Here is a 25221-nt window from a genome sequence, read left to right as displayed (position 1 = left end):
AATTGCTTGATTTTCCGGTGATATTTAATGAAAAAGCTGTTTGTGCAGTTTTATCTCCTGCTGTTTGTCTGCTTTCTGGTGATGACCATGCTGGTCGGGCTGGTCTACAAATTCACCGCAGAGCGCGCGGGCAGGCAATCTCTGGACGATCTGATGAAAAGCTCGCTCTACCTGATGCGTAGCGAGCTGCGAGAAATTCCTCCTCATGACTGGGCGCGCACGTTAAAAGAGCTGGATCTGAATCTGTCGTTTGATTTGCGTATCGAACCCATGAAGGATTTTGACTTAGCGCCGCCTGCGATGCAGCGTCTGCGCGACGGAGACATCGTCGCACTGGACGAGAAATATACCTTCATTCAGCGTATTCCGCGCAGCCATTATGTTCTGGCCGTCGGGCCAGTGCCCTATCTCTATTATCTGCACCAGATGCGCCTGCTGGATCTCGCCCTGCTGGGCTTTATTGCCATCTCGCTCGCTTTCCCTGTGTTCATCTGGATGCGACCGCACTGGCAGGACATGCTGAAACTGGAATCCGCCGCACAGCGTTTTGGGGAGGGTCATTTAACTGAACGCATACATTTCGACAGCGGTTCCAGTTTTGACCGGCTCGGTATTGCCTTCAACCAGATGGCCGATAACATCAACGCCCTGATTGCCAGCAAGAAGCAGCTGATCGACGGCATTGCGCATGAACTGCGCACTCCGCTGGTACGCCTGCGTTATCGCCTGGAGATGAGCGAGAACCTCACCGGGGCGGAATCGCAGGCGCTCAATCGGGATATTGGCCAGCTTGAAGCGCTGATTGAAGAGCTGCTGACCTATGCCCGCCTCGATCGGCCTCAGACGGAGTTGCACCTCAGTACACCGGATCTCCCCGTCTGGCTACAGACGCATATTAACGATGTGCAGAGCGTTAACCCTCAGCGAAAACTGCTGACAGCCATTACCCCCGGCGCGTACGGCGCACTGGACATGCGCCTGATGGAACGCGTGCTGGATAATCTGATGAACAACGCCATGCGCTACAGCGAAACGACGCTGCGCATAGGTTTAGATTTGCAGGGAAGCCAGGCGATTCTGTGTGTGGAAGACGATGGCCCCGGCATTGAGCCGGCGGAGCGTGAAAAAGTTTTTGAGCCGTTTGTGCGCCTCGATCCCAGCCGCGACCGGGCTACCGGCGGCTGTGGTCTGGGGCTGGCTATTGTCCGTTCTATTGCCCAGGCGATGGGCGGTTCGGTTCGCTGCGAAGCGAGCGAGCTGGGTGGGGCCCGGTTCGTCTTTAGCTGGCCGATCTATCACAATCTTTCCCTTCCCGTACCTGCCTGACCTAAACCGCACGCTGGCCTGACCCTGCGTGTTATGCTATATCAGTAGTATGTTGTAACTAATTAAGGGCTGTCATGGCAACTTACGATCTCATCGAAAGGCTTAACACCACATTTCGGGAAATAGAGCAGGCGTTACTGACCCTCACGGGGCAACTTCAGGACTGCCGCCTGCTGGCCGCCCGCGTCTTTTCTCTGCCCGAGGTGGTGAAAGGCGCCGAGCACGACCCGCTGAACACCATTGAGGTGACGCAGCATATTGGCAAGGCGGCGCTGGAAATGACGTTGCAGCACTTTCGTCGCCTTTTCATCCAGCAGCAGTCCGAAAATCGCAGCAGTAAGGCCGCCGTTCGCCTGCCCGGCGTCATCTGCCTGCAAACGGATGCCGCAACGCGTGAAGGAATTGAGGCGCAGATTACGCATATCAATACGCTGAAAGCCGCCTTTGAGAAGATTGTAACCGTTGAGTCCGGGCTGGCGCCGGCTGCCCGTTTTGAATGGGTGCATCGCCAGCTTCCGGGGCTGATCACCCTGAATGCTTACCGCACGCTGACGGTACTGCGCCACCCCGCCACGCTGCGCTTCGGCTGGGCCAACAAGCACATCATTAAAAATTTCACGCGCGATGAGATCCTGGCTCAGCTGGAGAAAAGCCTGAAATCGCCGCGAACGGTCGCCCCGTGGTCGCGGGAACAGTGGATTGAACGGCTGGAGCAGGAGTACCACAGCATTGCCTCCCTGCCAGCTGATACCCGTCTTAAAATAAAGCGTCCGGTGAAGGTACAGCCTATCGCCCGCGTCTGGTACGCCGGACAACAAAAGCAGGTGCAATACGCCTGCCCGACGCCGCTGATTGCGCTCTACGATGCCGATCAGGGTGCGGTGATGCCGGATATCGGGGAACTGCTGAATTACGATGCTGAAAACGTTCAGCATCGCTATAAACCCCAGGCGCAGCCGCTACAGCTGATTATTCCGCGGCTGCACCTGTATGTGGCGCAGTGATTATCTGAGGCTGCCCACCATCGCTTCCGGGCGGACCCAGGCATCAAACTCGGCGTCCGTCAGGTAGCCCAGCGCCAGCGCAGAGGCTTTCAGGGTAAGCCCCTCTTTGTGCGCTTTTTTAGCGATTTCGGCCGCTTTGTCATAACCAATATGGGTGTTCAGCGCCGTTACCAGCATCAGAGACTCATTCAGCAGCTGGCTGATTCGCTCGCGATTAGGCTCAATGCCCACCGCGCAGTGCTCGTTAAAGCTCTCCATGCCATCGGCCAGCAGACGAATCGATTGCAGTACGTTGTGGATCACCATCGGGCGATAGACGTTAAGCTCGAAGTTACCCGACGCGCCGCCCATGTTAACCGCCACGTCATTACCCATCACCTGACAGCACAGCATGGTCATGGCTTCGCACTGGGTCGGGTTCACTTTACCCGGCATAATGGAGCTGCCCGGCTCGTTTTCCGGAATGCTGATTTCGCCGATGCCGCAGCGCGGGCCGGAGGCCAGCCAGCGCACGTCGTTGGCAATTTTCATCAGCGAGGCCGCCAGCCCTTTCAGCGCGCCATGGGTATGCACCAGCGCATCACAGGTCGCCAGCGCTTCGAATTTATTCGGAGCGGTAACAAACGGCTGCCCGGTGATCTTCGCCAGCTCTTCGGCCACGCGCACCGCGTACTCGGGATGGGTGTTTAACCCGGTACCCACCGCCGTCCCGCCGAGCGCCAGCTCCGCCAGATGCGGCAGGCTGTTGTCGATATGCTTAAGATTGTGCTCCAGCATCGCCACCCAGCCGGAGATCTCCTGGCCGAGCGTCAGCGGCGTGGCGTCCTGAAGGTGCGTACGACCAATTTTAACGATGTCGCGGAAGGCCTGCGCTTTCTCGTTAAGCGTAGATTTAAGCACGTTGAGCTGCGGGATAAGCTGCTCGCGGATTGCGATGACGGCCGCCACGTGCATGGCCGTCGGGAACACGTCGTTGGAACTCTGGCTTTTGTTCACGTCATCGTTCGGGTGGACCTTGCGCTCCATGCCGCGCACGCCGCCAAGAAGCTCGCTTGCGCGGTTCGCCAGCACCTCGTTCATGTTCATGTTGCTCTGGGTGCCTGAGCCGGTCTGCCAGATGGCAAGGGGGAATTCGTCGGGATGTTTGCCCGCCAGCACTTCGTCGGCGGCATTGATGATGGCGGTGGCTTTATCGGCATCCAGCAGGCCCAGATCCTGATTGACTTTGGCGGCAGCGCGTTTGGTCAACGCCAGCGCCTGGATTAGCGAGACGGGCATTTTCTCTGTCGAAATGCGGAAATGCTCCAGCGAACGCTGAGTTTGTGCGCCCCATAGCTTGTCGGCCGGGACGTCGATGGCGCCCATGGAGTCTTTCTCGCGGCGATGCATTGTCATTACTTACTCCTTGATAACAAAGATGGGATTGCTCACATGCTTAAGAGATTAGTATTGATGACTTCTGAGAAACGTTATGGCGCTTTGTGCGCTCTTTTTGATGTCGGGTGGCGGCTGCGCCTTACCCGACCTACGAGAATGCAGGCCGGGTAAGCGTCAGCGCCACCCGGCAATTTACAGAATTACTTCACACACGCCGAACACTGGGAAGACTGGATCTGTTTGAAGAAGTCGTTACCTTTGTCATCCACGAGGATGAACGCCGGGAAGTCTTCCACTTCAATTTTCCAGATCGCTTCCATACCCAGTTCCGGGTACTCCACGCACTCCAGGCTCTTGATACTGCCCTGCGCCAGCACCGCTGCCGGGCCGCCTATGCTGCCGAGGTAGAAGCCGCCGTGCTTGTGGCACGCGTCCGTCACCTGCTGGCTGCGGTTGCCTTTCGCCAGCATGATCATGCTGCCGCCGTTTGCCTGCAACTGGTCGACGTAGGAGTCCATACGGCCCGCCGTGGTTGGGCCTAACGAGCCGGAAGCATACCCGTCAGGCGTTTTTGCCGGGCCTGCGTAGTAGATCGGGTGATCTTTAATGTACTGCGGCAGCCCTTCGCCGTTGTCCAGGCGCTCTTTCAGCTTCGCATGGGCGATGTCGCGGCCCACGATAATCGTCCCGTTCAGGGAAAGGCGCGTTGAAACCGGATACTGCGAAAGCTGCGCGAGGATCTCTTTCATCGGACGATTCAGGTCCACGCGAACCGCTTCCCCCTCGCCCGCTTTACGCAGTTCTTCAGGAATATATTTGCCCGGGTTGTTCTCCAGCTTCTCGATCCAGATGCCGTCGCGGTTGATCTTCGCCTTGATGTTGCGATCCGCCGAGCATGAGACGCCCATGCCCACCGGACAGGAAGCACCGTGGCGCGGCAGGCGGATCACGCGAATGTCATGCGCGAAGTATTTGCCGCCAAACTGCGCGCCCAGGCCCAGATTCTGCGCTTCGGCCAGCAGTTCCTGCTCAAGCTGCACGTCCCGGAACGCCTGACCATGTTCGTTACCTTCCGTTGGCAGGCTATCGTAGTATTTGGTTGAGGCCAGCTTAACGGTTTTCAGGGTGCTTTCGGCAGACGTACCGCCAATCACAAACGCGATATGGTACGGCGGGCAGGCCGCGGTGCCGAGGGTGCGCATCTTCTCGACCAGATAATTCTTCAGCTTGCCCGGGGTAAGCAGCGCTTTGGTTTCCTGGTAAAGATAGGTTTTGTTGGCTGAACCGCCGCCTTTGGCGATGCAGAGGAATTTGTACTCGTCACCGTCGACGCTGTAGAGGTCAATCTGCGCAGGCAGGTTGGTGCCGGTGTTCACCTCTTTGTACATATCCAGCGCCGCGTTTTGCGAATAGCGCAGGTTGTCTTCGGTGTAGGTATTGTAAACGCCGCGCGCCAGCGCCGCTTCGTCACCGCCGCCGGTCCAGACGCGCTGGCCTTTTTTACCGGTGATAATCGCCGTGCCGGTGTCCTGGCAAGTCGGCAGAATGCCTTTCGCCGCGATATCAGAGTTACGCAGGAATTGCAGAGCAACGTACTTATCGTTCTCACTCGCTTCCGGGTCGCTCAGGATATCAGCAACCTGCTGCTGATGCGCCGGACGGAGCATAAAGGAAGCATCATGGAAGGCTTGCTGCGCCAGCAACGTCAGCGCCTGCGGGTCAACTTTGAGGATCTCCTGCCCTTCAAACTCAGAGACAGAAACGTAATCGCGGGTTAACAGGTAATACTCGGTCTGATCCTGACTGAGGGGGAAAGGATCCTGATAATGGAAGGGTTTATTCGACATTGTTCTCTCACTTACTGCTTCGGTCTGTTTATTCAGGGCAGATGTTCCGCTGCCCGGCTTAAAAGCGAGTCAGCTTATCCTACACAATTTTTTAACAAAAACTGAGACTAGTACGACTTTTTACATCCGCAGGTTACTTCCATTCGGTTTATTGCTTTAATACGCGGAGTTAATTCCACATATGAATCAGGGCTTGATAATGCAAAAACTCATCAACTCAGTGCAAAACTACGCCTGGGGAAGTAAAACTGCGTTAACGGATCTCTACGGTATCGCCAACCCGGACAACCTGCCGATGGCAGAGCTGTGGATGGGCGCGCATCCGAAGAGCAGCTCAAAAATTGAAGATGCCAGCGGCCAGGTTCGCAGCCTGCGTGACGTCATCGACGCCGACAAAGCCGCACTGCTCGGCGATAAAGTGGCGAATCGTTTTGGTGAGCTGCCGTTTCTGTTCAAGGTATTGTGCGCCGACCAGCCGCTCTCCATTCAGGTTCACCCGAACAAAAAAGCCTCTGAGCTGGGCTTTGCCAAAGAAAATGCCGCCGGTATTCCGTTAGACGCCGCAGAGCGTAACTACAAAGATCCTAACCACAAGCCGGAACTGGTTTTCGCCCTTACCCCTTTCCTGGCGATGAATGCCTTCCGCGAGTTTTCCGAGATCATCTCCCTGCTGCAACCGGTCGCCGGGGCTCACAACGCGATCGCCCATTTCCTGGAAAACCCGAACGCAGAAGCCTTGAGCGAGCTGTTTGCCAGCCTGCTGAATATGCAGGGCGAGGAAAAATCCCACGCGCTGGCGGTGCTGAAAGCCGCGCTGAACAGCCAGCAGGGTGAGCCATGGGACACCATTCGCGTAATTTCCACGTTTTATCCGGACGACAGCGGTCTCTTCTCTCCGCTGCTGCTGAACGTGGTGAAGCTCAACCCGGGCGAAGCGATGTTCCTGTTCGCTGAAACCCCGCACGCCTACCTGAACGGCGTGGCGCTGGAGGTGATGGCTAACTCCGATAACGTACTGCGCGCGGGCCTGACGCCAAAATACATCGACATCCCTGAGCTGGTTGCCAACGTGAAGTTCGTGGCGAAACCTGCTGCGGAGCTGCTTACGCAGCCGGTGAAAAACGGCGCAGAGCTGGACTTCCCGATTCCGGTTGACGATTTTGCCTTCTCGCTGCATGACCTCAGCGCAGACGAAACCGCCATTGCACAGGAGAGCGCCGCGATCCTGTTCTGTGTGGAAGGCGAAGCGACGTTGCATAAAGATAGCGAGCGTCTGGTGCTCAAACCGGGTGAATCCGCCTTTGTCGCGGCCAACGAGTCGCCTGTCCGGGTGAGCGGCAACGGTCGCCTGGCGCGTGTTTTTAATAAGCTTTAGGGACTTACTGAATTTTTTAACAACTCTTGCTAAGCTAGTAACAGGCGTTGTAACACCAGGCGGTTTTAACCGCCTGGTTTCATTTTAGGGATAATCGCAATGAAAAAATCGGTCGTAGCGGTAGGAGTGATTGTTGCTTTAGGCGTGATCTGGACGGGTGCTTCCTGGTATACCGGGAAACAGCTGGAAAGCCGTCTGGCAGAGATGATGGCGCAGGCAAACAGCGAGATTAAGCGCAGCGCGCCTGAAGCAGGTCTGGAGCTAAGCTACCAGAACTACCAGCGTGGCGTGTTTACCAGCCATATGCAGGTGGTGGTGAAGCCGGTTGCGGGTAATCAGAACGCCTGGCTGAAACCGGGCCAGAGCGTGGTGCTGGATGAAGTGGTCAGCCACGGTCCGTTCCCGCTGGCGCAGTTGAAAAAGTTTAACCTGATCCCCTCCATGGCATCCGCCAGAACCGTACTGGTGAATAACGAGGTGACGAAGCCGATTTTCGATATGGCGAAAAATGAGTCGCCGTTTGAGATCAATACCCGCATCAGCTATGCCGGTGATACGCATTCCGACATCGACCTGAAAGCCCTGAATTACGAACAAGGCACCGACAAAGTCGCCTTCAGCGGCGGTAATTTCCAGCTTGATGCCGATCGCGACGGCAAGAATGTCTCCCTGACCGGCGATGCCGCCAGCGGCCTGGTGAATTCAGTCAATGAATATAACCAGAAGGTTCAGCTTACCTTCAACAACCTTAAAGCCAGCGGCAATAGCCGTATGACCGATTTTGATGAGCGTATCGGCGACCAGAAACTGAGCCTCGATAAGATCGCCATTGCGATCGAAGGCAAAGAGATGGCGGTGCTGGAAGGCATGGATCTGGACGGTAAGTCTGACGTCTCCAAAGACGGTAAAAGCATCAACACCCAGCTGGATTACAGCCTGAAAAGCCTGAAAGTACAGAATCAGGATCTGGGTACCGGTAAGCTGTCTCTGAAAATCGGCAACATTGACGGCCAGGCGTGGCATGAATTCAGTCAGAAATACAGTAAAGAGAGCCAGGCTCTGCTGACCGATGCCGCCCTGCAACAGAACCCGCAGGCGTACCAGCAGCAGGCGATGACGGTGCTGTTTAATAACCTGCCGATCCTGCTGAAGGGCGAGCCGGTGATTACCGTTGCGCCACTGAGCTGGAAAAACGGCAAAGGCGAAACCAACTTCAACCTGTCGCTGTTCCTGAAGGATCCGGCCGCTGCGACCGGCGAACCGCAGACCCTGGCGCAGGAAGTTGACCGCAGCGTGAAATCGCTCGACAGCAAGCTGACCATCCCGATGGATATGGCGACCGAGTTCATGACGCAGATTGCGAAACTTGAAGGGTATGGTGAAGAAGATGCAGGGAAACTGGCAAACCAACAGGTGAAAGGCCTGGCGGCGATGGGCCAGATGTTCCGTATCACGAAGGTGGAAGACAACACCATTTCCACCAGCCTGCAATATGCTAATGGCCAGGTGACGCTCAACGGCGACAAAATGCCGCTGGAAGAGTTTGTCGGTATGTTTGGTATGCCGACGCTGGGCATTCCGGCACCGGCTGAACCGGCAGCGCCACCGGCAGTACCGCAGCAGTAAACGAAAAACCCCTCGCATGAGGGGTTTTTTATTGCCGGGTGGCGCTGACGCTTACCCGGCCTCCGATCCTGAGTCGTTGCAGGCCCGTGCAAGCAAAGCGTTTACTTCACCGTCACTAACCGCGCAGCCACAATCTGATGCCCGGCCTGCACGTCCGTATTTTCAATGCGCTGCATGATCCTGTCTGCCAGGGTGTACCCCATCTCACGAGCCGGCGTCGTCGCCCAGACGATGGGGAGATCGTCTAACGCATTTTCACCGACGTCCGCGAACGCCCCCAGCGCTACCTGATGGCCGAAAAACGTTTCTACCCCGCCCTCACCGCTCTGGCGTCCGGCGCGGATTAAACCGAACCACGCCCCCATCGCAATGACGTCGTTATAGCAAATCACCGCGCTGATCGTCGGGCTGTTGCGAAGCAGCGTGCCGATGGCTTCCGCGGCTTTTTTCTGGCTGGATTCACACTCCACCACCCATTCGCTGTGAAACGGCAGGCCGTATTTGATGAGCGTGGAGCAGTAACCGCCCACCCGCTCGGCACGCGTCAGGGACGAGCTTTTACCGCCGAGCCAGGCGATGCGCTGATGGCCGCGATGAATAAGATGCTCGGTCAGCATTTGCGCGGCCTGCATGTTATCTGGCCGAAGGGTATCGGCTTCGTCGAGATAGCTGGCGCGCGAGGCAAACACCAGCGGTACGCCTTTCTGCGCCGCGCGCTCACACAATTCACTGCCCACGCCGGACGCGCCGGCCACGATCACCCCATCCACCCCTTGCGTCAGCAGCATATCCAGCCTGGAGAGCAGCTGCTCCGGTTCGCGCCCACCGTGGAGCAGGAAAACCATTCGCCCCTGCGCTTCAAGCGCCTCGGTAAGCCCGGCGGTCAGTTCTGCATAAAACGGCGACGCGAGGTCGCGAACGATCAGCCCTATCACCCCGCTTTGCCCACCGCGCAGCGCCGACGCCTGGCGATTACGCACAAAGCCTAACTGCTCAACGGCCTCGTTGACGCGCTGACCCGTTGCAGGAGAGATGCGCCCCTTCCCGCTCAATACAAGCGAAACGGTGCTGACGGAAACCCCCGCCGCCAGCGCGACATCGTTGATGGTGATCTTTTTCGCTACAGCCATGTGGTGGCGTGACTCCTTGATAATGAGATCGCTAAAACGTTTTATCAATACGTTATCTTTATACTACCAGTAAAAGCCTGAGAATGTGATTTAGCGCGCACTAAAGTTTGATAAAACGTTTTATCTTCTCGCCCCATCGAGGTCGTTAAATCTCTTTCTACCATTTAAGGAGTCGTTTTATGACGACGAAAGCAGCACAAAAAATATCGCTGTGGGAGTTTTTCCAGCAACTGGGTAAAACCTTTATGCTGCCCGTGGCGCTTCTCTCTTTTTGCGGGATCATGCTGGGGATCGGCAGCTCGTTAAGCAGCCACGACGTCATTACCCTGATCCCTTTCCTCGGAAATCCGGTACTTCAGGCGATCTTCATCTGGAGACTATTAAGTCTTTTAACGAAGTGGCTTGATGTTGGATTGATGTGCGGTAACTTCTGCTATGTTGCCGCGATACGATTTGTCATGTGCAATGAACTAACGTCGTTTCGCGGTAACTTTATGCCCCACCCATGCCCCATCACACCACCCTGTCATCCTGCATCACGCTGTTGATGAAGAACGTCACCCGCCCCATCACCTCAACCTCTTCCGCAGCCTCCCCCTCTATCGCTTCACCATCATCACAAATCAGCGCCCTGCCCATGACCCTGGCAAACTGAGTCCGTCCGCCGCTGAGGATTAGCAGAACCTGATTCTGTACCAGTCTGGTGCACGGCTCGATAACCGCAAAGCCAGACGAGGTTTCGAGGATGCGGCTGTCCATGCCGATCCCGCAGATAATTTCCGGAGATAAACGCGGTGCTACGAAATCAGCCGCCGGTGAAGGAAATCCCATCAGTGGACCCTCCCCATGTTGCGGAGCATCCAGAGACGGTTTTCGCTGTTGTCCGGCGTCTTGTCGACGAAGAACTCCTGATAATACTCAATCCACTCGTTGGCATCTTTCTGGCTGAAATGCCAGTTTCTGGCGCGCAGTTCTCGGATAAAGTCGTCGGTGCGAAGGCACTGATAACCCTTAGGGTTTAGCTGTATGGCAGCGACAAATGCGCTGTGAATGTCTGATTTGCGGGGCATGATCTGCACTCCTTTTACTGTTTTTATATACAGTAGTTTTAAAGGGTGTGCAGATCAAGGAGGTTTACATTGCCGGCTGTTCAGGCCAGCTGAATCCCGGTTCTTTGGCTTCCTCAATCTTGACGGACTTAACTTGCTTTATATACCCCATCCACGCAGTCAATTTAGCCTTATCATCATTGCTGATAATTCCAAGAGCCAGCTCTGTGCGCCAGTCCTCAGTAATGACGCTGGCAGTATTAAGTAAATGCTGCTGCTCTTTTTCAGCCTGAACCTGCAACTGCTCGGGAGTCTTGGGTGGAATATCAGCCCATACCGGCATGCCGTCATCTCCGGCGACCCTCACTTTGCCTTCAGGTGCGCTCGCGGTAAATTCAATGAACATCTCATCACTAATATCGCTACTGTCGTCAGGCCAGGAGCCTGCCATTTCATACGCATCCTTTAGCGACACAGCATAAAATGCATTATTTTTAGGGCTATAAACGTAATTGCTCATATCAATATCCTATCGCAAACCAGGGGACATATGCCGTAATCGGTGGCTGGAGTCCGGTCGGAGCTGTCCTGTCCAGAATGCCTAAATTATATAAAGTGAAAGCTGTAGTTGTTAAATAACCAATTTGAACTTCAGTTTTTCGAGCTGCATTCCCCTGGTCATGTTCAGTAATAAATAAACATTTATTTGGAAATGTAATATTGAAATTCGCTATTGCATCAGGGTTTTGTGGGGTTAATGGGCCTGCGGAGCCCCATTGGAATATCAAACCATTAGGTAATTTTGCCCAGCCATTAACCCCCAGTGATACTGAAAACCCCCCCATATCGGGTATTTGATTATGGCCAGTTCCGACATCACGCATCGCTGCAGTCTTTATCCCGAAGTTGGCAAGCGCTCCCGAAGTATCTTTTGCTCCAGTGCCACCTTGTTCAATACTTAGCGCCGTGGTCAACCCGCTCAGGCTTGTAATATCATTGTTGGCTCCTTTTTTAGCCAGCGACTTCTGACCCGGTACCGTGACGGCCGCACCGTTAATCGTGATGGTGACATCTGTGGTGCCGTTCATCACATCCGCGAAACCGCTCATATAGCGCTGGTACATCGTGAATGTTTCAGCAATATCCTGCGCCAGACCATCGACACTCAGGCTGTCGCTGAGAAGAATGGCGTATTTTGTTCCAGCAGGGATTGCAGGGTTAGCAGCTGGCGTAACGGTGAGACTTGTTGCGCTGCCAATGGTGGTAATCTGAAATACCTGCACAGGGCTGGTCATTGCAATAACGGTACAGCCGTTACGAATAAGAGAACCAGCAGCAGTGAAGTTTGTGCCGGTACCTGTAAGGGTGTTTCCGCTGATGGCGATAGTGCCAGTAGTATAAATCATGTTTTCTCCAGGCAATAAAAAAACCCGCCGGAGCGGGGTTTGTTCAAAACTGAATGGGTTAGTGGCAGGTGGTGCTGGTAAACGTGTTGGCGCTCACCCATGACCAGTTAAAGGGATAACCGGCGCGGTACTGCGTCTGATTGTTTTGTTTACGGACTCCGTAGATCTGGACGCTGCTTTCCTGTCCGCCGACCAGGGCTGTTCCGGTGCATACGGGTTGCTGCTTCTCAATAACGCCAGCGCAACCGGAGAGCAATACCGCTACCGCCAGGCAAAGAATCATATTTTTCATAGTGGTTATATCCCAGGGCATTCATGAAACTACACAATAACAATATGAATCAATGGGATATAATTGATTTGGTAGATCAATTATTCAAAATTGATCGCTAAAAACGATCAATCATAATTGGCGCAGTTAATGGCCATAATCACGTTCCTCAGATTCGAATACGCGACGTTCTGAAGGTTGCCGCCGGGGGTTGTCTGCGGCCTGGCGAATATCCGCGTATTGCTTCCCTCAAGTTTTGCCATGCTCTTGTATATGGCCGAGTAGGGCTGCGGTTGACCGCCAGCCGATACAACCCCGGTAATTAGTCCCAGCATGGCAGGCATGCAGGCCCACTTCCCCGCCAGAGTTGTATTGATGTTGTATCCTGAGCTGGCATCCACCCCGGCGGTACCGAGGGTGACAACATCGCTCAGCGTGCGCGTTTCGTTTGTTAAAATCAGCGTCCCTGATGCATCCCACACAGCCAGCCCGTAGTCTGGCTTTGTCTGCGGGAAAATAGAGAAAAAATAAACGTACGCTGTGCCGGTTGCATTCGGTCTGAGAAAATCAATCGTGATGGTGTTCCCGCTTATCGTCTGAGTGATTTCGACCTCAACCGTGCAATGAACGAAGGCGACAACAGGCTGACCTGCGGGGAATGTGTGCGTCACTTTGGTATTAAACCCCGATGTTCCCTGAAGTGCCGCTGTCTTTCGTGCCTGTAGAGCGATTGGCGAGCTGTTCGCAGTCACCCATACTTCCCCGCTAGTCGTCGTCAGTAAAACGCCATACTCCGCCATTTATGCCCTCTCGATCTGGAAAATGAGATAAGCCGCTGCCGCAGGCTCAGTCCCTGCTGAGTAGTCGGTATCGCCTACTGCTGACACTGTTGCGGTTCCCCCCAAAATAGTGATCTTCCTCCGACTCGTTCCAAACTGATCACCGTTCATGCTCTGAAAATAGGTCAGCCTGCAACCCGGTGGAAGCGCTACGGTGTAAGAGCCTGTTTTCTGGTTCTGGGCCAGCTGGAGATAGCCACAAACGCTGACAGGCTTAACCCCATAGTTATTTACATTGCCTGAGGCGTCCCATGTCTGAACACCATATTCCGCCATCCAGTCCTCCTGAAAAAAAAGAGGCCCCGTAAGAGGCCTCCCGTTACCATGTTCCCGTGATTCTCCCGATCTGCACCCTCAACACATTGTTGGCATCCTTGACACTGATCGTTTGATTAGTCTGCTTCATGGCTCCCTCACCAGCTGTCGAACCGTAGTTCTCAAACGTACCTCCCTTATCCAGCCTCCATCCGACTGAGCCAGCGACATAGTTATTGGACTGGATGTAGTTGCCAATCTTGGCGTTGCCGATGGTGCCGTCCTGGATGAACGTATCCCGGATGAAGGTCTGTCCGTTCTGGATTACGAACGGCAACGACACCGCCCCACCAGCCTGCGCCATTACCGCGAAACGGTCAGCCACAAACAGCACCTGCGACTGCATGCCAGATGGCGTATTCTGAACACCAATCCCCATCCCTGCTGCATACTGATTACCATTAGAATCAACAGCAACCTTAATGCTGTACATCGCATTCAGGTTATTGTTGATGTCAGCTGATACCTGAGCATTCTGGACAATAGCGGCCTGCTGGCCATTTACAGTGACCTTCAGCGAATTGATCTGAGTTGCCGAAGCCTGTGTGAAGTCAGCAAGCGTCTTTGACAGATCAGTGACATTCGCGGTGTTTCCACCGGCACTGGAGTCAAGGGTGCGCAACGACTCAGCAACAGCTTTACTGGCATCGGCCATTACATTATCGACCCGCTCAATACCGGCTTTGTTATCGCCATATTGCACGCTCAGAAGGTTACGCTGGTTAACCTGAGCGAGCGTGCTGGTGATCAGCGAGATAGCATTGTTTTGAATACCGCCGCTGGCCTTATCAGTTTGTGCTCCCAGCTCTTCCAGGCGTGATGCCATTGAGGAATCGAGGTCTGTTACAACCTGGCTAAGGTTGGTGATTGAAGCTGTATTCTGTTCTCCGACTGCAGCAGCCGAATCAGCTTTGTCAGATGCAGCCTGAGTGGCTGCAGTCAACTGGCTTACCGCCGAAGCGCGAGCTTCAGTTTCCGTTGCTAACGCCTGGCGAACTTCAGTAATACCCGCTTCATTCTGTGCAGTTTGTGCCTCAAGACGAGTAACATCCGTGACGCGGGCTTCCGTCTCAGTGGCGATCACCTCCCGGAGCTGTTCGAATGTCGCAGAGTTAGCCCCCTGCTGCGCAGTCTGGCGCACAACAACATCAGCAATAGCCAGGGCATTGCCAATGATTGCTTCTGCTGTCTGCTTATTCGAACCTACTGCTGCAGCCAGACCATCGGCGTTCTCCTTAATCGCATCAGACAATTCGGCCAGTTTCTCGCTACTTTCTACGGCACTCTCAATCAGATCCTTGAATACCTCAGAATCTTTAATTTCCTCCAGGATTGCATTGGTGATATCACTGAAGTCGTCCGTTGGTTTTCCAGAAGCCTCTACAAATCCTGAAACGCCAAATGCATTACGAGTTCGAACATAAACGTAATAAACATGGTCAAACTTAAGTTTTTGGATGGTCCACTGATTGCCACGGCCAAGGAATTGAGCTTTATTCTCAATGTCGTCGGACAATGGAATCGGAGTCTCACCTGCGTACCAAAATTCAAAAGAAGTATCAGATGTGGCAGTAACAGACATGACCGGAACTAAAGTGGCCTGAAGTGGGCCAGGTATCCACTGAACCGAGTTCGGGGGATTAGGCGCTCCGATAATCAGGCTTACCTGAGTCTCAGCGCCTTTCATTCCATTTTCGTTTCGACCACGAACCCCAAGCGTGTAACTTCCTGCATTCAGGCCGTAAAACTCATATCGGAACTGATCGGTCTCATACTGCGCAACTAATTTCCCATCAGCACTGTAAACGTACAGTTCAAACATCAGCTTTTTAGTGGTTGTAGCTGTTTCCCAGGTTGCTGTGACCTGAATGGTCTCAGAATTTGTGTTAATGATGCGCAGATTTTCAATGTTTGGCACACGGTAGCCATTAAGGGTATCGCTGGGAATGTCAAAAACAGCCCCCTCATCAACAATGGCCTGCTTATTTGGATCGTGCTGGGAGGCGCTAATGCTGTAGACAGAGTTATTTTCTGTTTCGGCAACGCTCAGAATCCTGAAAAGGCGGATCGCCACGCTCGCGGTGGAAATGGCAAATACGGTGCCTGCCCTGACCCAGTCCGGGGTTGTTTTTAGGGTAACACTATTCCCTGCAACACCATCAATTTCGTAGCGTACAAACTTACCATCTCTCCCCATGATCGACATGGTGGATCCATCCGTAACCACCGATGAGTCGACCGCATCAACGATTATGGACCTCCCGGAGTAAGACATTATTCGCCCACCGAGTCGCGTTCCGGCGTAGTCATTGTCCATCACTTCAACGATGTCTCCTGGAGTGAAGTGGATGGCGTCACGCGCCATCTGAAAGGACAGCCTGCTGCTTTCACGTTTCGCTGTTTCAAGTAGCCATTTACCAGCCCGCCATGCCTGACCGCGTGAGGTACAGCCAAACGCCTCCAGAGTGGTCTCGTTGTAGTTTCCTTTGGCAATCATCTCATCGTCGGAAACGTACTCTTTCACCTGCTCCCAGCCGTTATCCGGGTCAGTCCATGACACAATAACTGCATTGTATTTTTCAGATCGCTTTACAGAACTGCGTTTGAACTCACCATTTACCACATTAGCATTCGTGATTGTCGCGATCGGGTCTTGTGGCGCATCCAGCATGACAGAAAGGCGCAGGCCGTCCCACAGCGCAATTCCACGGAACATGCTCGCTATCTTGTCGAGAATGTCACGCGCGCTGGCCTGCTCTGTGATGTAAGCGTTAAGCGTCATGCGTGGCTCTTTGCCGCCGTACCCATCATCAACAAGCTGATCGCAATACTGAGACAGCACATACAGCGCACCGTCATCAACATCGATGTAGCCAGCGCGCTTAGCCAGACCAAAGCGGGAATTCTTTGCCAGTTCTCTGAACAACCAGGCAGGGTTATTTGTCCATGCCTGTTTGAAACCACCCGTCCACAATCCGGAGTAAGTTCGGGCGATTGGGTCATAATTGTCTGGTACAGACACAATCAGTCCGCGAAGATGGTAAGTGCGGCTTGGGGTGTCGGTGTACTGGTCGCGGTCAATAACGGCGCCTGCGATGGCTGAATATGGATAGCTCAGGTTGTCATCGGTGATTTCACTGTAGCTATTCCAGATAGTGCCGTTGGACAGCAAATCACTGCTGCTGTCGGGCGTAATGCGGCGAACGCGAATATCAAACGGCTTGATATCCGGAGCATCAATCAGATGGGCCTCAAGATATTCGCCTGATATCTTCCCGGTGATGGTCACGGTCTTTTCAATAACCCAGCCTGAAGCGCCAGTTCTGCTCTCCAACACCAGAGTGACGGACGTGTTTTTCTGATTGCCTTTGGTGTCCTGCTCGACCAGTCCGGTCACACCAACGTTAAACCGCACCCGGGTAACGTCCTGATCGGTTATAGTGCGAACCAGCGGAGTATCATAGGTTACTTCGGTGTTTACGATGGTGGTCGCTTCAATAGCAGAGAAGCCATTAATGGGGGATTGCGTTTCAGATCCGGGGCGCCAGGCGACGCTGACACCATTTACGCTGACACTGCCTGTCGCATCAGTTACGGGAGTCTTATTGAGCTTGAATGATGACAGGTGTTCCTGATCAACGGGCCCATAGATAGGCCCTTCGCTGATGAGATCCAGTACCCGGTAAAATTGCTTTGACTTGAGGTTATCGTCGAGGAGTTTGGGGGTTGATGCTTTGCCGCCGCCTGAAGACATAATGCCACCTTAGCTAATAGATTCCGTCCAGTCCTGGTTGTTGCTTGTGTCGATGCCGAGTGAAATAACGTTCGAGCCGACCTCCATTTCTCCAAGGAGGAGTGGCACCGCCCGGCCCTGGCCTACCCGGTTCTCAGCACTGGTAAAAGAGTTGTTTGTGAGCGTATTGGTCTCAGCGGCTTCTGCGGAGGTTTTGGTTTTCATGTTGCGTGACATGTAGACCGAGTAAGCTACCGAAGCCACGCTGACAGCCACCGCAATCCAAGCCGCAGCAGCGGCAGTGATGGCACCTTCAACTACCGGCACAAACAGGACTATAGAACCATCTTTCAGGTGGCGATCCAGATGCCATTGCATGGCCGACACCTCAACATCCTCGCCCGCCACCCGCACACGCAGCTTTGTATTGAGAAAGGCTTTTTTGAATTCGAAATCCTGCGCCAATAGGAGGCGTAATCCCTGCGCTGGAGTATCAACATTCAGGGATATCTGGCGGTAAAATCGGCGTAGATTGCCTGCAAATTTAAAGATGAGCACTGTTCGTGTCTCCAGATTGAATGCGTCTGCTTGATGTATGCCGGGCGCATTTGTTCTCGTCTGCTGAGGTGTCCGACATGGTCATGGTGAAGCACAAGGTTGTCATGAAGGAGAATCATTGAGTGGCATGGGTCGGCGCCGGGGAATGGCTGCCTGATAATGACGTCGCCTGGTCTGGCATCCTGCATAGATACCTGATAGAACCCATTGGCCGGCATGTTAGCCAGATAGAGATTTTCTCCCCGCAACCACCATCCATTAGTCCTCACGAAGTCCGGCAGATCGATGCCGCAAAGGTGGTATGCGTCCCGGAAAAGCGTGTAACAGTCCATAATGCCATGCTCGAACTTGCGACCCTGCAGATGCGGAACAGGCCTGAATTTCCTCAGTTGCCCGCCAGATGCGAGCCACCATGGCAGCCCCGTCATCAGCTGCATCTGCCGATCGGCACCAGAAAGCGCTGGCTGGCTTTTCGGGTGCGAATGGAAGACCGCTGTAATTTCCCCTTCTTCCTCCGCTGCAAGCCAGTCATCGTCACGTATGCGGAAGTGATGCCAGGGCTCCGGATGAACATTCCGACAGCGAAACACTCGCTCGTCGTTCAGGATTAGCGCGCACACTTCATCCTGCGACGATGCCGCATAATCGAGTAATTCTTGCATCAGGAGACCTTTTGAGAGCCGGGGAAACTGCTTATTGGCATTGGTTCAGGACGTGGGTAGCGAAACCGGCAACCGGTACGACGGTGGGAGCATTGATCCTTCGCTGGATCAGTGGTTGGGTTGTCACGCTCATCTGCAACAGGCGGCCCGTCATATCCACACCCGACGCCGCGATACTGCCACTGGCATACGTCGGCGAGAATGGTACGGGCCGGGATGATGGCGTTGTCGCAGTCAATCGGTGTCGCCAGCGTGTAGGTCACCTGCTCGAACGTCTCTTCCGTCATCTCCTCAACAACGTAGCGGGAAACCGCTTCCTGCGTCGGATCTGCGTCAGGGTTGCCATTGGGGAAGTTCACCGCGTCCAGGTATTTCACCGGAACCTGACGGCGGGTGATCACCACCCCAAGCATGTCGTCGAAGTCATGGTTTATGCCCGTCAGTAAACCTGTGACGTTCGCCACCACCATTGTTGGCCGGGCATATGTGCCTTCGTTCTTTGACTCGAACCCTTCGACTGCTATCGGGTATGCCTGATACTGATTCCCCTTCCAGATCACATTTCCGTAATATCCATTGGTGCCGGAATGGAACCGGATAAGGTCTCCACCAAAGGGTTGCAGGTCGGCTTCGAACAGGTCGATAAACGCGCCCACTCCGGCGTCCACGCTGTCGATAATTAAATTTGCTGGTATGTCGCGCACGGCAAACTCCCATAAATAAGCCACCCGGAGGTGGCTTATCGTGGTACTTGTTCAAAAGTGGCCGTCAGTTCAAACAGCGGCCCGGTCTTTGTCATATTCCAGGAGCGGCAGACAAACAGCTTCCTCACTCCCGTATCGGATGGCGTCCAGTAGAACGATTCAACCGCCCCCCTGGCTTTGAGGAATGCCTCTGCATCCTTAGCTGGGTTACTGCGGCACACGCCGCTGACGCCGCGAAAGGTGAGCGAGTATTTATCCATCAGTGGATTGATACCCTTCACCTGTCGCTGTTCGTAACCGTCGCCGAGCTTAACGACGGCAACATTCGGCGTGCGCTCAACGGAGTATGCTTTCTGTGGTGTCCATGTGAATGCTTCTGGCACTATGACCTCCGTAGTAACCCGTTAGGGCGCTGCTGATCACGAATGGTGCTGAGGCTAACCTGCTTCATCATCTGCGCCATTTTAGCCATTGTGGCATCGTCAATGCCGCCGGTAGTGTTGATGGTGAAATGGACAGTTTGATTAACAACTCCGCCACTACCCCCAACCTTATTTGCCGGAATAATCTTCCCTGACTGATTCGGGATGAATGCCTGCTGCCCACCTGCGGTCTGGAAGATTTCAGAGCGTCCATCTTCGTTGATGCGATAGGCGTTTCCTGCTGATACCGTGCCGCCGTAGCGACGACCGCCTGCAAGAGCTAACCCTTTCGCAGCAACCATGGACTCTGCATAAGCAGCCTGACCTATCGCTGCGGCGCTACCGTACGTTGCGATTGAGGCACTCATTGCCGCAGGTGCCCATGCTGAAGCTGCTGCGGTAGCCTGAGCCATAGTCGAAGCAAGTGAGGTTGCTGCTGCTGCCTGTCCCATCAACTGGCTTTTAACCCATTCGACACCCATCTGAACGAAGCCGCCAACAACGCTGTTCAGGATGGTAGTGCCGATGTTTGCCAGTGACTCCTGAAGGCTCTGAGTGCCGTTAATCAGCCCGGTTATGGCATTGGTCGCCCCGCCCTGAAGCGAATCTACAGCGTCAGCCATGAGCTGGTTGGTGGTGCTCTGGTTGCGATAGATTTCCCATTGAGCAGCAATACGAGCCTGCTCGTATTCGGTATTGGCCGCGTTCATCAGCTCGAGGCCGCGCTGAGTGATCTGACCTTTCTGCGTCTCAAATTGCTGAATGAGAGCCAGTTCCTGAGCATGCTGGTTAGCCAATTGCTGAACCGGGTCGATTTCACCGAGAGCAGATTGCTGAGGAGTGACTACCTGCTGGGCGCGGATTTTCGCAAGGTTAACCTGGTGGGCGGCCTCCAGTCGCTCGGATGTCTGATTGAACTGCTCCTGGCTGATTTTCTTCGCCGCCAGCGCTGTTTTCAGATCGTCAACATCCTGCTTATAGCTGGCGTTCTCGCGCGCTTCCGGCAATAACTTCTCAGCAGCAGCCTGCGCTTTAAGTGCATTGGCTGTGTCCCAAATTTCGCCTCGATATTTACCAGCCAGCGCTATTTGTTCCTGGGTAGCACCTTTGCCAAGTGATTGTTGCGCTGCGAGAACCGCTTGCTCTCTGCTTAGCTCAGAAGTAGAACCGGCAGCAAGTTCAGACTGCTGCTTCAGATTCGCAAGTTTTTGGGCGATTGCTTCTTGCTGATTAGCGTATTTGGTTGCTTCAGACGTGGCGTCTTTGGTTTCCTTTTTGCCTTTCTGCTGAGCTTGCTGGGCGTCGTATTCGGCAGCAGCCCTTTCCCTCGCTAGTCTGACATCAGCTTCAGTCCCACCAAGTTTTCTGATCTCCTGCTCAGCCTTCAACTGCGCACGCTTGCGATCGTTAAGCTCGCTCTGGAGCGTCACCTGGTCTTGCAGTTTATCAAGGTAATCCTGAACGTCTTTCGGCCGCTCTACCATCAAACTGCTGGAGTTGAATTTATCCTTCGCCTTTGAGGCGAAATTAATCATATCGCCAAGCTTGCCCATCATTCCGGCGGTAACACTGGCCTCCTCACCATCACGGCGAAGAAGATCGATGCCCTGCCTCATCGTTCCGTTGAGCGTGGCACGTCCAATGTTAATAGCGCTCTGCGTCTGGCTAAGTCGATTTTGAGCACGTTCAAGTTCAAGTGTTGCAACCGCTAATTTATCCTGAGCGCCTCCTAATGCTTCAGCAGCCTGACGGCCTCGGGTAGTGTTCGTTCCCCAGTTAGCGATTTCCCTTTCCTGCCTCTGAACAGCAGCAGTAGCGTCGTTAAATTCTTTCTGTGCGTCGGATACCGCATCGCTAAGAGTTGGCAGATTCTGGCTTAACTTGCCAATGGTGGCTGCCAGCTCGGTATGCGACATGGTCTGGAACTTAGCGCTCAGATCGTTGACGCTATCTGCCAGGTTATTGGCATCGTCTCTGGCCTCTTTAGCTCGCTGAGAGAAATATAGGATCGCACTGGCCGCGAGCATGGCTGCACCACCGGCTCCGCCTATTAATCTTAACGCCCTGCTTGCCAGGCCAGCCCCGGATGACGCTGCCGCTTGAGCAGCGTTACTTGCTACTAATGCTCGATTGTAATTTGCAACAGCAGCAGTAGCCGCTACCCTGGCGACAGACAAGCGTTGCTCGGCGGCTGCGGCATTCGCCGCGCTGATCGCTGTCTGCTTCATCATCTCCGCAAGCCGGATCTCGTCCAGCGCCCGTTCTTTTGCGATAGCAGCTGCGCGGAGATCTGCGGCGGCTTTATTTGCAACGGCTTGCGCCGCCTGCATCTCTGCTGCCGACTGATTTCTTGCAGCAACTGCGGCCTTTACCTTCGCAGCAGTAGCCATTGTCAGTGCGCCAACGTAGCGGCTACCCATTACAGCAGCGGTAGCGGTCAAGATGGCACTAAGAGCGCCGATGTTCTCACTGACGCTGATCACGGCATCATTGAAAATTGCTGTACCGGTTTTTACCGTGGAGTTTTCACCAAAGAACTTGGTGATGTTGTTCCCGGCAACCTGCAATGCCTGACTGATAGTTGTCGTGGTGTTAGCAAACTCGTTGCCGATCGCAGTTCCCTGCGAAAGTAATCCGTTAACCACAACATCAGTAGTCAACTTCCCGGCAGCGGCCATCTGGCGCATTTGCCCGATGCTGACCCCCATTGAATCAGCAAGCGCGACAATTATCCTGTTGCCCTGCTCATTCACTGAGTTAAATTCTTCGCCGCGCAGAGCGCCAGATGCCAGCCCCTGAGACAGCTGGATAATAGCGTTTTCGGCCTCTTGCGCAGTAGCACCGGAGACAACAAATCCCTGGTTAATGATGGTCGTCAGTTTAGCCAGATCGTCGGCACTGGTTCCATATTCCCTGGTGGCACGCTCCAGTCTCGCATACAGGGACGCCGTTGCGTCCAGGCTGCCGCGAGTTTGCTGGGTGATATTGAACACCCGCTCAGTAACGTCAACCAGCTGCTCGCTTGGGCGGAGGGCGTTGGCCAGTTTGTTATTGAGCGTAGTCCATGCGTCGGCGTATTGAGATACCTGTTGAACCGACAGGATAGCCATCAGAGAAGTGGCTACACGACTCAGGCTACCAAAGGATGATGTTAGCGATGAAGCGGCCTTATCAGCCCGCTTGAAACCACCTTCCATGCCGTCGGTTACGTCACGAACCTGTTTATCAGCACGCAGCAACTGTGCCGTATCGGCCTTAATCACATATTCAATATCACCGACGTTTTGGGTCATTTCACTTTCTCCGGGCAATAAAAAACCCCGGATGGCCGGGGTCATTATTATTTTTGTGAGCAGGCTTTTATCTGCTCAGGTGTAAAATTCGGATCTATGCCATCGGGAAGCACTACCCACTTCATATCGAAAGTGGTGTATTGCATATCTTTCAAGCCACCGCGTTTATAGAGAGCAAGCAAATTGTTTAATGCTGATATTTCTTCACTGGGGTCGTGGTTTTCATCAGCAAAGATGAATGATTTAGCATCCTCTATTGGTTTTGGGATACTAACCTTCAGCATTACCTCTGTGGCATTCCCGACTTGACTCTCACTCACTGGTTCAAATTTCACTTTACCATAGAGGTATTCACTCAATTCGTAGTACTTATTAGTTGTCGGCAATGTGTTTTCGTCAAAGTAATGAAAATTTCTGACGAAGCTTTCCGAGCACTGTGAAATTTTACTTTTTGAAAGCAGTCCAATGTCTTTGCTTTTTATGAATTTTTCTACTTTGTCTGTTGCGGTATCTTGCCAACAGCCCAATAGCGCCATTGCCAAAATAGCAATCGAAAGCAACCTCTTCATATCCCTATCCCCTTTGGTAAATGTGCCAAAAGAGTAGCAGGGATCGCGCGACGACAGAACAGTTACAGATCACTTGGTGACTAAAGCAATGAATAATGGAACGAGTATTGCAGATACCAAAAGGCCAACCAGCCATTTTTGGTTGTCGTCGATCTTATCAATGAACCGCTTTTCCATTGATGATAGGTTTTGGTTGATGCTTTTCAGCTCAGATTCAATGCCTCGGATGTTTCGCTCTCGCAGTTCGTCTGTGGCTTCAAGTCTTGCAATTCTCTCGCGTGTGTACATATCGCCTCCGTCGCCACCGTTACCACCACCGCCATGCCATTTGTATTTGGGGTAGTCGGCCATTGATGAGATCCCGTAATCCCTTTCACTACTTGCCATCATCTTTTCCCTCTTCAATCCATTTTAGAACCGGCCACACGGCGATATGATGCGTATATCCGCAGTTGCGGCATATTATGCGGTATTGATAATGCATGAGAGAGAACGGAGGACCGTCGGCATTTAACTTGATGTAGTCTACAAATGTTTTTGAAGCGCCGCCATCAGGCCCTGATTGCAGCATGTTGCACTGAGGAATGCCGATATCTTCACTGCCACACAAAAGGCATTTGAATGTTTCAACGCCGCGTTTGAAGAGGAATTCTGACAATAATTCAGGGGAGACTTTCTCCAGCCGTCGCTGAAGGGTCAGTTGAAGCTGCATTTGGCGCTGTTTTTCGTCTTCCACGCTGATTCACCACGAAATGTATTTCCATGAATCTATCATGCGTGGCATTGCGCCATAAACTGTTCTTATATCCATAGCGACAGCAAAAGCCCACCTGAGTGGGCTACCACTTCTTCTTTGCTCGCTTGCGGCGGCGTTCCTCTTTTTGCCTGGCCTCTGCCATCTCCATGAAAGTTTGCATGATGGCGCTCCGCATCATATAGCTGACAAAGTGATGGTTAACGCAGCCGTTGAGGCGCAATAGTTCTCCAAACTGATCCACCGAGGACAGCGCCTGCATAATGTCCTTTTCACCTGACATGAACTCTGAGAAATCGCGCCCCGCTCTGGAGGCGCATTCGATTACCCGGTCATTCATGCGCTAAACCCTGGCAAGGTTAGCTGCAACTGGTCCGTTAAGGCCTTTATCTTAGCTAGCAGCACCGGCTTTTCATGCTTCCATCCGACCAGGCCGCTACCACAATGGCTGGCGTAGTCTTTTTTGTTATCAAACTCAAGAATGCTGAGATTGAGATCTGCAACCAGATCGCTCTTTCTTTGCAACTCCCCGGTAAAAAATTTATCAAGAATAATGAATGCGCCAGCCTCAAAGTCAGAGTCGAGGAATGCAGCATATTTATAAGCAATTAATTTGTGGGCAAAGGTTCCACCACCATTCCCCGGAATAGTGAGCGTCGGAGAATCAGGCAATTCCAAACTCTCGTTTTTTGAGAGTTTGAGTAAACTACTGATAAAGCGCTTCGTGGAGGCGTTTCGCAAAAAGTACCACGGGCGTAGCTTGTCCATATTCCGTTTAATCAGAGATGGTGCCAGTCCCTCTTCCTTGGCTTTAGCCGCCGCCACCCAGATATCAGTTAGGCATACCATATCGCCATCAAGGACACGGACAGGAGTACTGAACATGCATAAATTAGTCATATCGGTAAATACCTTTTAGTGATGAACCTTGTCTCACAGGAAGTCCGGCCCACAGAAAGGC

At 53.4% G+C, this 25221-nt stretch carries 25 protein-coding genes and 1 pseudogene; 5 read left to right on the top strand and 21 right to left on the bottom strand.

The genetic code is table 11. From position 1 onward, the window contains the following. Nucleotides 1-27 precede the first annotated feature (27 nt). Together rstB and tus are read left to right on the top strand one after the other, a co-directional pair. Nucleotides 28-1326: a two-component system sensor histidine kinase RstB gene (rstB, locus tag ACQG1Y_RS10420; protein ID WP_254309739.1), complete on the top strand. Its 1299-nt coding sequence runs from the start codon at nt 28-30 to the stop codon at nt 1324-1326. Nucleotides 1327-1400: 74 nt separating this feature from the next. Continuing rightward, entirely contained in the window at nt 1401-2330 is a 930-nt protein-coding gene (tus, locus tag ACQG1Y_RS10415; protein ID WP_045334107.1) for a DNA replication terminus site-binding protein, read from the top strand. Here tus and fumC read toward each other — a convergent pair whose 3' ends face one another. After that, the gene (gene fumC / locus ACQG1Y_RS10410) at nt 2331-3725 is read right to left on the bottom strand and encodes a class II fumarate hydratase (protein WP_017693543.1); all 1395 of its coding nucleotides are present in this window, start codon (nt 3723-3725) and stop codon (nt 2331-2333) included. It lies immediately after the preceding gene. A 182-nt stretch (nt 3726-3907) separates the two neighbouring features. Beyond that, nucleotides 3908-5554 carry a class I fumarate hydratase FumA gene (gene fumA, locus ACQG1Y_RS10405; RefSeq protein WP_063413517.1) on the bottom strand — a complete coding sequence of 549 codons (1647 nt, stop codon included), beginning with the start codon at nt 5552-5554 and terminating at the stop codon, nt 3908-3910. 199 nt (nt 5555-5753) lie between these two features. Between fumA and manA the strand changes: the two genes are divergently transcribed. Continuing rightward, nucleotides 5754-6929 (top strand): mannose-6-phosphate isomerase, encoded by a 1176-nt coding sequence (gene manA, locus ACQG1Y_RS10400; RefSeq protein ID WP_045347981.1) that lies wholly within the window; start codon nt 5754-5756, stop codon nt 6927-6929. 99 nt (nt 6930-7028) lie between these two features. Beyond that, complete coding sequence (locus ACQG1Y_RS10395) at nt 7029-8555, top strand: YdgA family protein (protein WP_032648145.1); 1527 nt, start codon at nt 7029-7031, stop codon at nt 8553-8555. A 101-nt stretch (nt 8556-8656) separates the two neighbouring features. On the opposite strand, the gene ACQG1Y_RS10390 is transcribed toward ACQG1Y_RS10395, so the two are convergent. Next, nucleotides 8657-9685, bottom strand: a complete 1029-nt coding sequence (locus ACQG1Y_RS10390) for a Mal regulon transcriptional regulator MalI (protein ID WP_022647925.1) — start codon at nt 9683-9685, stop codon at nt 8657-8659. A 179-nt stretch (nt 9686-9864) separates the two neighbouring features. Here ACQG1Y_RS10390 and ACQG1Y_RS10385 point away from each other — a divergent pair. Beyond that, nucleotides 9865-10059: pseudogene (locus tag ACQG1Y_RS10385) on the top strand (PTS sugar transporter subunit IIBC); the annotation flags it as partial. Between the two features lie 139 nt (nt 10060-10198). On the opposite strand, the gene ACQG1Y_RS10380 reads toward ACQG1Y_RS10385, so the two are convergent. The 18 genes from ACQG1Y_RS10380 to ACQG1Y_RS10295 all read right to left on the bottom strand — a co-directional run bounded on the left by ACQG1Y_RS10380 (nt 10199) and on the right by ACQG1Y_RS10295 (nt 25160). Further along, entirely contained in the window at nt 10199-10516 is a 318-nt protein-coding gene (locus ACQG1Y_RS10380; RefSeq protein WP_023306078.1) for a hypothetical protein, read from the bottom strand. After that, nucleotides 10516-10755, bottom strand: a complete 240-nt coding sequence (locus tag ACQG1Y_RS10375) for a hypothetical protein (protein WP_045356985.1) — start codon at nt 10753-10755, stop codon at nt 10516-10518. The genes ACQG1Y_RS10380 and ACQG1Y_RS10375 overlap by 1 nt, the downstream gene beginning before the upstream one ends. 64 nt (nt 10756-10819) lie before the next feature. After that, entirely contained in the window at nt 10820-11254 is a 435-nt protein-coding gene (locus ACQG1Y_RS10370) for a tail fiber assembly protein (RefSeq protein WP_045356987.1), read from the bottom strand. Between the two features lies 1 nt (nt 11255). Next, complete coding sequence (locus ACQG1Y_RS10365; RefSeq protein WP_426736762.1) at nt 11256-12140, bottom strand: gp53-like domain-containing protein; 885 nt, start codon at nt 12138-12140, stop codon at nt 11256-11258. A gap of 58 nt (nt 12141-12198) precedes the next feature. Beyond that, nucleotides 12199-12432 carry a phage exclusion lipoprotein Cor gene (cor, locus tag ACQG1Y_RS10360; RefSeq protein ID WP_017382566.1) on the bottom strand — a complete coding sequence of 78 codons (234 nt, stop codon included), beginning with the start codon at nt 12430-12432 and terminating at the stop codon, nt 12199-12201. Between the two features lie 107 nt (nt 12433-12539). Next, the gene (locus tag ACQG1Y_RS10355; protein WP_006809145.1) at nt 12540-13211 is read right to left on the bottom strand and encodes a hypothetical protein; all 672 of its coding nucleotides are present in this window, start codon (nt 13209-13211) and stop codon (nt 12540-12542) included. Beyond that, on the bottom strand, nt 13212-13526 hold the full coding sequence (locus ACQG1Y_RS10350; protein ID WP_116330098.1) for a hypothetical protein: 315 nt from the start codon (nt 13524-13526) through the stop codon (nt 13212-13214). A gap of 43 nt (nt 13527-13569) precedes the next feature. Next, nucleotides 13570-17319, bottom strand: coding sequence for a phage tail protein (locus ACQG1Y_RS10345; protein WP_426736761.1), 3750 nt, complete (start codon nt 17317-17319; stop codon nt 13570-13572). 9 nt (nt 17320-17328) lie between these two features. Then, nucleotides 17329-17856: a tail assembly protein gene (locus tag ACQG1Y_RS10340; protein ID WP_047064317.1), complete on the bottom strand. Its 528-nt coding sequence runs from the start codon at nt 17854-17856 to the stop codon at nt 17329-17331. Further along, nucleotides 17799-18518: a C40 family peptidase gene (locus ACQG1Y_RS10335; protein WP_047064319.1), complete on the bottom strand. Its 720-nt coding sequence runs from the start codon at nt 18516-18518 to the stop codon at nt 17799-17801. Before ACQG1Y_RS10335 ends, ACQG1Y_RS10340 begins: the two co-directional genes overlap by 58 nt. Further along, entirely contained in the window at nt 18518-19222 is a 705-nt protein-coding gene (locus ACQG1Y_RS10330; protein ID WP_426736760.1) for a phage minor tail protein L, read from the bottom strand. The genes ACQG1Y_RS10335 and ACQG1Y_RS10330 overlap by 1 nt, the downstream gene beginning before the upstream one ends. 35 nt (nt 19223-19257) lie before the next feature. Further along, the gene (locus tag ACQG1Y_RS10325; protein ID WP_058660773.1) at nt 19258-19605 is read right to left on the bottom strand and encodes a phage tail protein; all 348 of its coding nucleotides are present in this window, start codon (nt 19603-19605) and stop codon (nt 19258-19260) included. Further along, nucleotides 19605-22937, bottom strand: coding sequence for a tape measure protein (locus ACQG1Y_RS10320; RefSeq protein WP_426736759.1), 3333 nt, complete (start codon nt 22935-22937; stop codon nt 19605-19607). The genes ACQG1Y_RS10325 and ACQG1Y_RS10320 overlap by 1 nt, the downstream gene beginning before the upstream one ends. A gap of 47 nt (nt 22938-22984) precedes the next feature. Further along, complete coding sequence (locus tag ACQG1Y_RS10315) at nt 22985-23506, bottom strand: hypothetical protein (RefSeq protein ID WP_426736758.1); 522 nt, start codon at nt 23504-23506, stop codon at nt 22985-22987. 69 nt (nt 23507-23575) lie between these two features. Beyond that, the gene (locus ACQG1Y_RS10310) at nt 23576-23857 is read right to left on the bottom strand and encodes a hypothetical protein (RefSeq protein WP_115415108.1); all 282 of its coding nucleotides are present in this window, start codon (nt 23855-23857) and stop codon (nt 23576-23578) included. Nucleotides 23858-23882: 25 nt separating this feature from the next. Further along, entirely contained in the window at nt 23883-24242 is a 360-nt protein-coding gene (locus ACQG1Y_RS10305) for a hypothetical protein (protein ID WP_047653436.1), read from the bottom strand. A gap of 103 nt (nt 24243-24345) precedes the next feature. After that, the gene (locus ACQG1Y_RS10300; RefSeq protein ID WP_426736757.1) at nt 24346-24600 is read right to left on the bottom strand and encodes a hypothetical protein; all 255 of its coding nucleotides are present in this window, start codon (nt 24598-24600) and stop codon (nt 24346-24348) included. Then, nucleotides 24597-25160, bottom strand: a complete 564-nt coding sequence (locus tag ACQG1Y_RS10295; RefSeq protein ID WP_064489268.1) for a KilA-N domain-containing protein — start codon at nt 25158-25160, stop codon at nt 24597-24599. The genes ACQG1Y_RS10300 and ACQG1Y_RS10295 overlap by 4 nt, the downstream gene beginning before the upstream one ends. Nucleotides 25161-25221 lie beyond the last annotated feature (61 nt).

The organism is Enterobacter cloacae complex sp. 397G4 (assembly GCF_050031515.1).
Lineage (GTDB): Bacteria > Pseudomonadota > Gammaproteobacteria > Enterobacterales > Enterobacteriaceae > Enterobacter > Enterobacter hormaechei_C.
The sequence above is the reverse complement of the archived record's forward strand: the minus strand, read 5'-3'. Positions and strand labels throughout refer to the sequence as shown.